General features: G+C 42.6%; 12 protein-coding genes. 5 read left to right on the top strand and 7 right to left on the bottom strand.

The window, feature by feature from the left end; all coding sequences use genetic code 11:
* Nucleotides 1-352 precede the first annotated feature (352 nt).
* Nucleotides 353-550, bottom strand: coding sequence for a hypothetical protein (locus tag DRW42_RS29175; protein ID WP_167437776.1), 198 nt, complete (start codon nucleotides 548-550; stop codon nucleotides 353-355).
* Here DRW42_RS29175 and DRW42_RS00650 point away from each other — a divergent pair.
* Nucleotides 459-1,268 carry a glycosyltransferase family 2 protein gene (locus DRW42_RS00650; protein WP_244215166.1) on the top strand — a complete coding sequence of 270 codons (810 nt, stop codon included), beginning with the start codon at nucleotides 459-461 and terminating at the stop codon, nucleotides 1,266-1,268. The genes DRW42_RS29175 and DRW42_RS00650 overlap by 92 nt on opposite strands.
* On the opposite strand, the gene DRW42_RS00645 is transcribed toward DRW42_RS00650, so the two are convergent.
* Nucleotides 1,265-2,311: a glycosyltransferase gene (locus DRW42_RS00645; protein WP_113946899.1), complete on the bottom strand. Its 1,047-nt coding sequence runs from the start codon at nucleotides 2,309-2,311 to the stop codon at nucleotides 1,265-1,267. The two genes, DRW42_RS00650 and DRW42_RS00645, sit on opposite strands and share 4 nt — an antisense overlap.
* Before the next feature lies 1 nt (nucleotide 2,312).
* Nucleotides 2,313-3,383, bottom strand: a complete 1,071-nt coding sequence (locus DRW42_RS00640) for a glycosyltransferase family 4 protein (RefSeq protein WP_113946898.1) — start codon at nucleotides 3,381-3,383, stop codon at nucleotides 2,313-2,315.
* A 276-nt stretch (nucleotides 3,384-3,659) separates the two neighbouring features.
* On the opposite strand from DRW42_RS00640, the gene DRW42_RS00635 reads away from it, so the two are divergent.
* Both DRW42_RS00635 and DRW42_RS00630 read left to right on the top strand, forming a co-directional pair.
* Entirely contained in the window at nucleotides 3,660-4,991 is a 1,332-nt protein-coding gene (locus DRW42_RS00635) for a putative sensor domain DACNV-containing protein (protein WP_113946897.1), read from the top strand.
* A gap of 542 nt (nucleotides 4,992-5,533) precedes the next feature.
* Nucleotides 5,534-7,198 carry an alpha-L-fucosidase gene (locus DRW42_RS00630; RefSeq protein WP_113946896.1) on the top strand — a complete coding sequence of 555 codons (1,665 nt, stop codon included), beginning with the start codon at nucleotides 5,534-5,536 and terminating at the stop codon, nucleotides 7,196-7,198.
* 197 nt (nucleotides 7,199-7,395) lie between these two features.
* On the opposite strand, the gene DRW42_RS00625 is transcribed toward DRW42_RS00630, so the two are convergent.
* Together DRW42_RS00625 and DRW42_RS00620 are read right to left on the bottom strand one after the other, a co-directional pair.
* The gene (locus tag DRW42_RS00625) at nucleotides 7,396-7,839 is read right to left on the bottom strand and encodes a hypothetical protein (protein ID WP_113946895.1); all 444 of its coding nucleotides are present in this window, start codon (nucleotides 7,837-7,839) and stop codon (nucleotides 7,396-7,398) included.
* 3 nt (nucleotides 7,840-7,842) lie between these two features.
* Nucleotides 7,843-8,424: an arylesterase gene (locus DRW42_RS00620; RefSeq protein WP_113947171.1), complete on the bottom strand. Its 582-nt coding sequence runs from the start codon at nucleotides 8,422-8,424 to the stop codon at nucleotides 7,843-7,845.
* Between the two features lie 201 nt (nucleotides 8,425-8,625).
* On the opposite strand from DRW42_RS00620, the gene DRW42_RS00615 reads away from it, so the two are divergent.
* Nucleotides 8,626-8,910, top strand: a complete 285-nt coding sequence (locus DRW42_RS00615; RefSeq protein ID WP_244215158.1) for a hypothetical protein — start codon at nucleotides 8,626-8,628, stop codon at nucleotides 8,908-8,910.
* A 158-nt stretch (nucleotides 8,911-9,068) separates the two neighbouring features.
* Here DRW42_RS00615 and DRW42_RS00610 read toward each other — a convergent pair whose 3' ends face one another.
* Nucleotides 9,069-9,779 (bottom strand): DUF421 domain-containing protein, encoded by a 711-nt coding sequence (locus tag DRW42_RS00610; protein WP_113946894.1) that lies wholly within the window; start codon nucleotides 9,777-9,779, stop codon nucleotides 9,069-9,071.
* Nucleotides 9,780-10,331: 552 nt separating this feature from the next.
* On the opposite strand from DRW42_RS00610, the gene DRW42_RS00605 reads away from it, so the two are divergent.
* Nucleotides 10,332-10,586 carry a hypothetical protein gene (locus tag DRW42_RS00605; protein WP_113946893.1) on the top strand — a complete coding sequence of 85 codons (255 nt, stop codon included), beginning with the start codon at nucleotides 10,332-10,334 and terminating at the stop codon, nucleotides 10,584-10,586.
* A 279-nt stretch (nucleotides 10,587-10,865) separates the two neighbouring features.
* Here DRW42_RS00605 and DRW42_RS00600 read toward each other — a convergent pair whose 3' ends face one another.
* Nucleotides 10,866-11,474: a sensor histidine kinase gene (locus DRW42_RS00600; RefSeq protein ID WP_158544247.1), complete on the bottom strand. Its 609-nt coding sequence runs from the start codon at nucleotides 11,472-11,474 to the stop codon at nucleotides 10,866-10,868.
* Nucleotides 11,475-11,776: the final 302 nt, after the last annotated feature.

Raw genomic sequence — 11,776 nt, 5'->3', positions numbered from 1 at the left:
CCGGTCAGGTCAGGCCTGTTTTCCTGCCATGCGTTATGTGATTCTGAATAGAGAAAAGATCAAAGCCGCTCCCAGAAGCTATTTTACTTGGTTAATCTACCCGGAGAAAATGTCGGGTTCTTTCCCTATCACGCCAATTCCATCGTCGACCGTTCTCCCAGCACCGGTTTCATGATAGATTGAAATCTCTACATGGCAACTCCTAATGGGTACTTGCCCCTATTGTTCGTTAGATTGTTTCCTATGTTATCCTTACTTCAAATTTAATGTTTTCTGATCCCGCTTTTGGCCATGATAAAGGACGAAAGATCCTCGTATTTAGAAACGGCAACGCTGTTGTTACCTATAAAAACTACAGTTTCACCGAAAAATCCTGAACCTTGAAAATATCAACAAAAAATAACAGTTTACCCAAACTTTTCAGTGCCATAGAAGTTGCTAATAACATGGATATATCAGTGGTCACTATAGTTAAAAACCGGCGCAGCGCCCTGCTTAATTTGATCAGGGGTTTGGAATATTGTAAAACTACACCATCTGAGTTAATCATTGTTCATATGAATGAAGCGCCTTACAGGCTACCTTCTGCTTCCTTCCCGATCCATGTTAAGGTGGTCGCTAGTGAGCACCATCTGCCCCTTGCAGCAGCACGGAATTTGGCCATTGAATCTGCAAATGCCAACCAGGTAGTATTTTTAGATGCGGACTGTATACCTTCAATCGATTTGTTTTGCGTGTACCGTAAAGCCTTTAGCCAGGCAGATCTGTTGCTTTCAGGCAGGGTGCGTTACCTTTCCGGGCTGGTGATGAGCAAGACAGATCTTTTTGAACATATGATGGCATACAGTATGCCCGATCCGGTAAGGGAGGAAATAGGGCAATACCCTTACGAACTTTTCTGGTCACTCAACTTTGCTTGTAGTAAGGCTGTTTTCAGTCGAATTGGTGGATTTGATGAGCGTTTTATAGGATATGGGGGAGAAGATACCGATTTCGCATTTTCAGCAAAGTCGGCTGGCGTGGAATTAAAAACCATTGACGCCATAGCCTTTCATCAACACCATCCAAGTTATGATCCGCCCCTGAACCATCTAAAAGACATTATCTGTAATGCAAAGGCATTCCAGGAAAAGTGGGGAATATGGCCAATGGAGGGCTGGCTGGCAAAATTCCAGCATGCGGGTTTAATCAGCTGGAGGGACGGACGGCTGGAACTTCTGCGCGTGCCATCGGCCCAGGAGATCCGGCAGGCTTTAAAACAGACCTAAAGTTTTTTAAATAGTTTTCTGTAGCTGTCCATCAGGTAAACTGCTGCCTTTTTCGCAGAATCAGGGTTTACCAACCCGCCCCAGGCGGGGCGGGTACTCAGTGATTTCTTTAGTAAGCTCTTCCAATCGGTTCCTGCGATTTGTGTAGCAGGAATATGTATAGCCAGGGACAGGCTTTCAATAATCTCTGCCTTTTGCAACTGTTCTTTAAACGGGCGCTCCTCAGATATAGCGATGAACCGCTTATTCAATGACGCGCATTCCATCACCGTATTATGTCCGGCGTTACCAATTACAATGCAGCAGCGTTCTAACACTGCGCTCGGGTCATCCATCCTTCCATGGAAATGCACGTTGGAGAAATCATTTCCGGTATCAGTATCTCCGATCACGTGGAATGTCCAGGAAGGACATTGAGAGGAAAGTTTTGCAAAAAAAGCCCCTTTCATTGTAGTCCCCCCGCTTCCAATCAGTACCGCTACCTGCCGCTGACCCGGATCACTGAGATCCTCCCGGGGGCTAAAGCGGCTAAAGCCCCCTGTATAAAAAGTCTTCTGCTTGATCCATTTCGGTTCATGACCTGCCATGCGCCCATCGTAAGGGGCAAGTAAACCAGCCGCGTTGCGGTAACAGATATGGTGGGGCAAGTCATTGCGCTGGCCGTGCTGCCTGACAATAACTGTTGGTACGCCACAGAGCCTGGCAAGCATGGCAATTTCCACAGATACATCCACAATGAGTAAAAGTCTGGGATGGCTGGCTAAGAAATGGGTTATAATAGCCACTCTTTGCAGTTGCCCTGAGATATTTAGGGGTGCATAATGCAAGCCTTCTAAACTTGAACTCACCCGGTTAGTATCCTCCTTCCCCGGAGTATCCATTGGAAGCTCAATAACCTCGATTGAGTTAGGAATAAGGGATTTATGTTTCTCCAGTCCGCTTCCCAAAAAGGTAATTTCGCATTCATCGAGCCCGGCAGCGATTGCCAGGCACCTCATCAGATGGCCGGATCCGTGGTGGTGGACGTAAAAAGCAATTCTCATATCAGGCTACTTTGCTTACCGTATCACTAAATAGCGATTCATAAGCATCAATCATGCGTTCGATATCCAGATTTTCTTCTGCCTGACGGCGGCAGGCGGAGCGGTCCATTTTCACAGCGCTTTCAATACAGCCCGCAAGCTCTGCCGGGTCATTACTGCTAGTCAGGCAACCTGTTCCCGGGCTGACCAGGTAAGGCAACGCCCCCCGTGAAATACCTGCTACAGGTGTGCCACAGGCAAGGCTTTCTGCTACCACCAAGCCAAAAGGCTCATCCCAGCATGGGGTGATCAGGGAGCATCGGGCATTCCCGATCAGTTCGTTTAGCATTTCGTGGTTACAGTTGCCTAACAACTCCACGTCCTTGTCAATTAACGGCTCCACATAAGTCTGGAAATAGTGGCTATCGGCAATACTCCCTGCAACTTTGATGGGATAACCGGCAAGCCTGGCCGCCTGAATAGCGATGTGGGTTCCCTTGTCCGGATGGATCCTGCCAAACCAAACCAGGTAATCCCCAAGTGGCTTCGGATGGAATTTCCATAGCGAAATATCCACCCCATTGTAAATCACCTCACAATTATTGAGAAAGGGTTGCCAGGCAAGGGCGTTAGGTTTGGAAACACTCACATATCGGATGCGGCCGGTTTTGCGTTCATGTGACATGGCCCGCTTCATTTCAAAAATGGGAGGGGTGTGCAGTACAGTGACCATTGGAGTTGCGGTAACGGTTGACATTGTCAAAGGAACATAGTTAAGGCTGTTGTTGAAGATTATGTCATGCTGGCGGCCATCAATATCTTGCATAAGTTCTAGGTAAGCATGATGCGTGGAAATAAAATCCTCGCTTAATTCATGTGAGCGAAACCGGCTCAACGTTTCCCTATCATAATCCACATCAGTCAAAATCACATGAACATTCAGATCCGGATCACTCAATTCACTAGCGTAAAGTGTCACTGTATGTCCCCTGGCGATGAGCCTTTTGGTTACCTCGTAGGTGAAAGCTTCAAGTCCACCCATATATGGCCGTCTGATGGGATGTTTTAAATGTGCAATTATTCCGATATTCATAGGTTTAAAAAAAGTTTATTATAAGAACTTGATAAACCGGTGAAAGTTTTGGCCAATGTATCAACTAAAACTGTTAATGTATTATTTCCCGTAGTTAACCCGAATAACCTATTCAATCGCCAGTCTGAATTTTTCTGGGCAGCTTTTAAAAGACATTCATGCGAACGCATTTGGACCATGATAGCACAGAAAAATCGGTACAGTTTAAATGGTAGATCTTTTTGCCAAAACAAACCATTTTTACAATGATCTGTTTGTTAATTAAATTAATTTATTTTGGCAAATTCGACTCCTCATGACCTGGCAACACTGGTCCACAATAAGCTTAGGTTAACAAAGGTGAAGGCTACTTTACCTGATATAAAGGTAATGGAAGATTTGTTTGACTGCCTGTATTATGCTAGCATGTGTAAAGAGGAGAGTGAGCTAATCAAAGTCACCGTAACTTTTATTGACCCGGAAAATCCTGATCCGGTTCCACCAAGGTATATTGTGGCCGAACGGTGGAGCTGTATTGAGTTTGACCACCGTATTGCGATGACAACAAAATCCCTCTCCAAGCTTTCAAAAGCTGCTGATCCTGCAAGCTCATCGCTTGCCGTGTATTACGATGAACAGGGAAGCATTTTTATATGGGGCATGATCGACCAGGCAGTTCACTACCAGAATTTCCTGAACTATGAATCTGAAACCGGATCAGAACAGCCTGGGCTTTTTCAGGTTTCGGTAAGTGATATCGGAACGCTAAATGTGCTTTTCGATTATGAACTTCTGGCAACCTTAAAGCAGAATATTCTTGTCAAGCGGTATCTTGATGTTTTGACCATTGGTCCGATTTCAAAAATTCTCAAGAAAAATGCTGATTTTCTGAAATTCGCCGTTCGTGAATATATTGAGCAGGTACACCCGTCGGAACTGTATGCTGACTGGGAGAATTTTTTGGATGGGCTTTGGATCCAGACCTTCTCAAGGTTGTTATTGCGGATTCAGAACTATCAGCATGGAGGGGCACTCCTTATAGCGGATGATAGTGCCGATCTGGATGTCAAATATAAAATCCACTATGAAAGGCTGACCCTTGCGATGGTCTCTTATGCCAAGGCTGCTATCGATAATTATGTTGTGCAGAGAGTTATAGAAACAGATTTACAGCATGGAAAGAGATCGGTCAGTAAAGCTCTGTACCTGCATGAGGCAAGTTCATTCTATCACAAGAATGGTACTGCTGATGAAATCAAAGGGGCAATCAGCTTTATCGCCTCACAGACCTGCGTAGACGGGGTTGTGCTCTTTAATCGAAGTATGGTCAGCAATGGTTTTGGCGCAGTGCTGCGGGCAAAAAAGATGCCCAGGAAGATTTATGTTTCCACTACTGCTACAGCTGCGCCAAAGTCGCTGGAAGTTCATGACCCAAAGCATTACGGGACCAGACATCGCTCCATGATTGCCTATTGCTGGAGTCATCCATCCGCACTTGGGCTGGTTATTTCCCAGGATGGGGATATCAGGGCTTTTTCGAAGATCGACGATAAGCTTATTATGTGGGAGAACATCAAGACACAGCAGTACATGACTGGTAAATCCCAAAAGCAAAATAATAAGCAGTAGCAATATTTTGCTTGGCTGTTTTTCCCATCAACATCGTTTAATCTTTTGCACTGCGGAACATGGTAAAATCACTCATGTTTTAATTTTGGGCGTAAGACAAGCCATCAGGAACTGAGGTGGATCAGCTTGGCATAGTTATCGGCAAAAGACCAATGAAGCGGTTTGTGTTAATTTGTGGTTCGACTAAGGAAGGTAGGAAGGGGTGATAATCAGGCTCCGATTGTGGATATACAGTTTTGCGCTACTCCATTCCTTGTTGGCAGGTAGAAACAGTTTATCGCACTTATCTTGTTGTATTATTCCCGGGTAAACTGCCAAAGCCAGCTGAAGCTTAAGGGGTGTTTAGCTTTTGAAAATCATTAAAACAGGGCTACCTGTCTGCGATAACAAAAGTATATGCCCTTCATTGAGTTAGCAACAGTATATAAAAAGGTCCATTTATTGAAAAGTCGTATTGCTGAAAAAAAAGCGCTTTTTATAGATTGGTATCCCGTCAGGATATATATTTGTGAATAACAGGATAATTACTAACGGAGTATGATATGGACCGTAGAACACTTCTCCAAAGCTTAGCCGTGGGAATCCCCATTCTGATGCTTTCAAAAAAACTTTCTTCATTTGCACTGCCTGATTCGGCAACCAGGGATTTCGTAGAGAAAATCCTCTCCGGGCCATTTAGTCCAACCTGGGAATCACTATCCAAATATGAGACCCCAGAGTGGTTCAGGGATGCAAAGTTCGGGATTTGGGCCCATTGGGGTCCTCAATGTCAGCCTGAAGCAGGGGACTGGTATGCAAGGGAGATGTACATGGAAGGGAGCTGGAAATACAAATACCATATAGAAAAATATGGGCATCCTTCGGAATTCGGATTCAAGGATGTGATCAATACCTGGAAAGCCGAGAAATGGGACCCGGATGAATTGGTCTCATTATATAAAAAAATAGGGGCAAAATATTTTATGGCTTTGGCAAATCATCATGATAATTTGGATCTCTATCAGAGCAAACACCAAAAAGAATGGAATTCGACCAGGCAGGGACCTAAGAAGGATATTGTGAGAGGTTGGGCAGATGCGGCGAAAAAACATCATTTACCTTTTGCGGTGAGTGTACATGCTGCCCATGCCTGGAGCTGGATGGAAACTGCCCAACGTGCTGACAGGCACGGCTCCTATGCCGGTATTCCATATGATGGCAAACTGACCAAGAAAGATGGTAAGGGGAAGTGGTGGGAAGGTCTTGATCCGCAGGAGCTCTATTCCCAAAATCATATCCTGAGCAAGGATTCACAGGATAATAGTACCATCCATAAACAGTGGGATTGGGGCAACGGGGTTACACCACCAACAGATGCTTACATTCATAAATTTTTTAACCGGACCATTGATCTGATCAATAGATACAGTCCCGATATGTTATATTTTGATGATTCACAATTGCCGATGTGGCCCATCAGTGATGTGGGCTTAAAGATTGCGGCCCATCTTTACAACAAAACGATCAAAGATAATGGTCGATTGACTGGTGTGGTGACCGGGAAAATTCTTGATGAGGTGCAGCGGAAGGCTATGGTTTGGGACATTGAACGTGGTCAGAGCAACAATATTGAGCCGCTGCCCTGGCAAACAGATACTTGTATTGGTGACTGGCATTACGATCGTGGAATTTATAATAGAAAAGGATACAAGAGTGCTAAAACAGTTATACACACCCTTGTTGATGTAGTAAGCAAGAATGGCAACCTGATGCTCAATATTCCATTGCGGGGGGATGGATCAATGGATGAGCTTGAGTATAAAATTGTTGAGGAGATAGGTGTATGGATGAATGCTAATGGTGAGAGCATCTACGCAACCAGGCCGTGGAAGATTTTTGGGGAGGGACCTTCACTAAAACAAACTACTGCATTGACCGCACAGGGCTTTAATGAGGGAAAAGGTTTGCCATTTGGGGCAGCAGATATCCGTTTTGCCGTGAAAGGTAAAGATCTTTTTGCTACCGTGATGGGCTGGCCAGATCAAGGATTTGTTCTAATCAAAAGCCTTGCAAATGGCGCTGTGCATTATCCTGAGCAAATCAGCAACGTCCAAATGGTTTCAACTGGGGAAAAACTAAAATTCGAAAGGACCACAGCTGGATTGCAGGTGCATTTTCCTGCCGAAAGACCTGTGATCTTTTATGCCAACGCTCTAAAAATTTCATAAAAGTTTATATGTTTTTAAAAAACCTCGAAAGGGTAGGCGCTTGTTTAATAAATCAGTTATCTGTATGATCTAAAGTAGTGTATTCGACTATGGATAGTATTATCTTTATCCCTGTCTCCTTTAAATCAGCAATAATAAGAAATTAAAATCCTTCTCAAGGGTTTATAAAGGCATTTACGGGAAGTTTAAGCTTTTTTTCATTTCCGTTTTTTAACGTCTTTTGCCTTCTTTATAGCTATCCTTTTTTCCAGGGAGGTGAGCCTGGCTTTCCATTTTTCAAGCGTTTCATCCTGGGATATGGGAAGCTCTTTGCTGCTCAGCAGGCCCAGGATTTTGGCAAGCGGGGCAGAGTCCCGGGCAAGCTGTTTATGAGCGTCAACCCAGTTTTTTTGAATGGTTTCCAGATGGGCCTTTCGATTGGTAATGAGGGTCTTCAATAGCTTAACTTCGGCATGTGCATCTTTGGTTTTGCGCAGCAGGACCAGCAGACGCGAGGCAGCCTGGATATGAACAGGGTTTTTACCAAGCACAGACCCATAGGTTTTGATCGCTTGGGGTAGCTCAGCGGCGTGTTCAAAGGCTTTTGCCTTTTGCATTCGCTCTTTTTCTATAAGCCTGGCTTTTTTCGACATCTGTTCCATTGTTTACTGATTTTTATTTTCCTGGCTTTGGATAATCCGGTATAACACAGGCCATATATTCTCTGCTGCAATTGCATAACCTTCCCTTAGCGGATGGACTCCGTCAGGCATATTGAGTGAGCGGACGCCAGCCACGTTTTTTAAGAATGAAGGCACCAGTTCGATATTGTTTTTATGGGCCAATGCCGAAAATATTTCAGAGTAATCTCCCTGGTGAAGGCCGGTTGCCCAGTCGGGCAGTTCAATCCCCAATAATAATATGGCAGCTCCGGGGCAGGCAAGTTTAACCTTTGAGATGATGCTTTGGAGGTTTGTTAAAATCAGTAACGGGCTTATGCCGCGAAGAAAGTCATTGGCCCCGAGTTCCAGGATGAAAATACCAGGTTTTTCTTTTAAAACTTCATCAAGCCTGGATAAGGCAGAAAAAGTGGTATCGCCGCTGATGCCGGCATTTATTACATCATAGTTTAATCCCAGCTGTTTCAGCTTTTCGCTGATTAGCGCAGGGATGGATTCAGTTGAAGGGTTCTGAAGTCCGTAGCCCGCTACCAGGCTATCACCAAAGAAAATAATCTTATTCTCCATTTTAGCATTTTTTTTTAAGTGGTGGTGAAAGTAAAAGGCCCGTGCCAATAGCGCTTTTTTCTATTTTAAATATGCAATCACCGGTAAAGCCTCTTCCGTACCTTAAGTAACCCGCTTTTTTATGAAATGGTTTTTAGTAAGGTTTCAGGACGTGCGCACCTTAGAACCGAAGCTGCGATAACTTCTCATTGTGGATAATTTATGAGCACCATTAAAAACAAAATAGCCGATGAGTGGTTGAGCTTAGAAAAATATTTACCTATGGATAAAACAACAGCTAGTAAAGACCTCGAAAAATTTATCGAAAAGTTTGAGCCATCTAAATTCAAATTGCTACAAAGGGGAATCGAAATCCGCGGGATCAAGGACCTTAATAGAAGTATTTCCTTTGCAAAGGAACTCATCGACCAGTTAAAACTAAAACTAACTGTTTCGCATAGTGCTGAAATGGCGATGTATGGAAGTTTTGAGGTAGTGTATCAATAACTACAACTATAAATCCGGTATCATATTGGTTAGCAAAGCCAATGAAAAAAATCATAAGAAGGCTTGGTAAATATCCTGGCCTTTTATTGTAAAAAGATTTTGGTTTAGATCGTGCGATATATTTAAGCCGGAATTTTGGCAGTAAAGACCGTTAACAGCTAGCATTCAACTGACCTGATCCATTCTTTGCTACCGCATTTAGGACAATCCGAAAACCTTTTGCCTAACATCATATATTGAGTATAACCACAACATGTACAACTAAAATGACCTTCTAGGGAAACTGCAATTCCCGCAGGCAGCAGATGATCTTCATTCACATACTCCTCAGGAATTATACCCAATCCAGGAAGGATTTCTGATTTTGGAAAACACCATACTGACACTAATCCCGAAGTTTCAAAAAAAGCATTTTTTACCTGACCCAAATGTTCAATATCCTTACTACGCAGAAATCTGTAGAGATCCTCATGGCTCAGATTGTTTTTGTTGAGTGAGGCATTAACAATCATTCCGTCATTAACCAGACAATCCGGCCTTCCCTCCATAAATGCCTCAAGTTTTTTGTTGCGGTTGATGATCCATTCTGCAACGCTCTGGAGAATAGCTACAGTAGTAATCACCACCATTCCATGTATAATCGGGATATCCTTTCCCATCATCGGGTCACCTACCGCAGAACCGAAACATATAATAATCGCGAGCTCGAGCGTGCTAAGTTGCCCCATGCTACGTTTACCTAGGAGCCTGAGCAAAATGATTGTATAGGCATACATCACTGAAGTTCGAAAGATAATCTCCAATAGAAAACCGTAAGGCAGATCGCCGAAGAAAATCCTGTGAAAATCAAAAGTTTTAAACGCATCCATAAAGAAAAATTTAAAAAGTTGGGATCATCGTGGCCCTTTTCAGAACATCTTTAAAATTCAAAAGGTTTTAGGTGAAGATTTAAATACAAAAGCTTTTTTTCAACCGGACATCTCACAAAAATGACCGCTCGTTCCGCGTTTGAGCTGTCGCGCCGTTTCGCTTGATTGATTTAGATAACTTTTTGAGAAAAATGTATTTGAATTAGGTGCACCTCAAAAATTGGAAAAGAACATGCAAGTGAACCCTCCATGTCGCATCAACAATTCCCTTTTTAAACTTATCAGAGATCGAATTCCATACTCATGTTAGATTACTTCCAAACTAAAGCTCAATAGTCATGAGTCTGTAGATTAAATGATACTATATCGCTGTATCATGTGTTTTTATGACATAGATTTTTTTATTTAAAAAATTAAATTTATGATTTCGACTTTGGAAAAAGTGTTTTTAATCTACGGAAACCGGCTTTTGACCAACTAATTGTTAGCAAACGGTTAACTGGCATAAAAGTTGGAACGATTCGGAGTTAAATCATCCAGCTACAAGAACCTATGCTTAATCATACCGAATTTGACAGTTTCAAAAAAATAATATTAAAACGTTTTAAGCCTGCATTAAAACCATTGGATATCGAAAACGATTTCCTTGAGGTTTCTACAAGTTATTTGGGAAAAGCTTATGAAGTTCGGATCATGGGCCGTCCTGACCAAAACAGCAACTATTTCTGGGATGTGGTCAGGGTTGTAAACAGGAGCATTATTCCTTCTAGCATTTCACCCGGGAAATCCCAGCTACAGGGAAAATAATAAGGACATGGACATACTTGCCCGCTGTATACCTCTAAAACTATATCGTGATATCAACACTGTCTGAGGTCTGAAGATGAATTTTAGATCTAAGTTTTTTACTGTTGGTGGGCTACATACACCGGTTAAAGATAGCTGAAAAGGGCTATTTTTTGCTACCCTTAAGGAACTTACATTTGTATCCTTCATATAATCAGGAATGATTTTTTTACACTGCCTTTTGGATAAAAGGTGGTGTTTTTTATTTGGAAGTATTTCTCCGGCGGGTAAAGTCTCTTTTTAGTGGGAAAGGTTATGTTTCATTGGAATATTAATCCTAACCCGGGTTCCCTTGTAATTTTCGATAATCAGGCCAGCCCTCAAACGTTCTGCCCTTACCCTGATATTATCCATTCCCACCCCTGCAGATTTCTGTAAGGCGGGATCAAAACCGATACCGTTATCTTTTAAAGAAACTATCAGCTGATCCTTTTCGATCTCGATGAGAAGTCTTGCCGTACTTGCATTGGCATGTTTGAGAATGTTGTGAGCAATTTCCTTAACAATAAGGTAGCAATCCCTTCTGCTCTGGCTTTCCAGTTCAATTAGGGGAATATATTCAGGAAGATCGGAGGAGAAAATAATATCGGTATGTTCAAAAAGTTTTTTGATCTGTTCATCAATAAAGTAGATCAGGCTTTCCAGGTTATCGCTGTCTGTGTTCGAACTCCATATAATTTCCCTGATTTTTACCGCTGTCTCGCTCACCAATCCTTCCAGTTCTCCAAGTTCGGGGATATCTGGTCTGGACCTGGATGCATGTTCTGCGTATAACTTTATTGCAGTCAGACCAGATCCAATCTCATCGTGAAGTTCCCCACTGATTCTGTCCCTTTCATTCTTGATCAAAACAGCCTGATTTTTATATTTTCTCTGATACTTTCTGGCTTTTATATAATATCGCAGTAGCAGTACCATTAGAAAAAAAAATATAATCCCCAGTAAAAACGTCGAAAAAAAGAACGGTTTATTATATAAATTCAGCTGCATATTATTTATCGGTATCAGAGGCCTAACGCCCTAAATGATTCACTAAGTTAGTTTTATGTATTATAAAGTTTACGTGTAAAGACGTTATTTTCATAGTTGTGTATTATTGCATCACTTACATTCTGTATTTCTGAGTAATTCGAAACGTCATTCTTGCAGGT

The sequence above is a fragment of the Pedobacter miscanthi genome (assembly GCF_003315595.1).
GTDB lineage: Bacteria > Bacteroidota > Bacteroidia > Sphingobacteriales > Sphingobacteriaceae > Pedobacter > Pedobacter miscanthi.
This window is presented reverse-complemented; position numbering and strand designations above follow the sequence as displayed.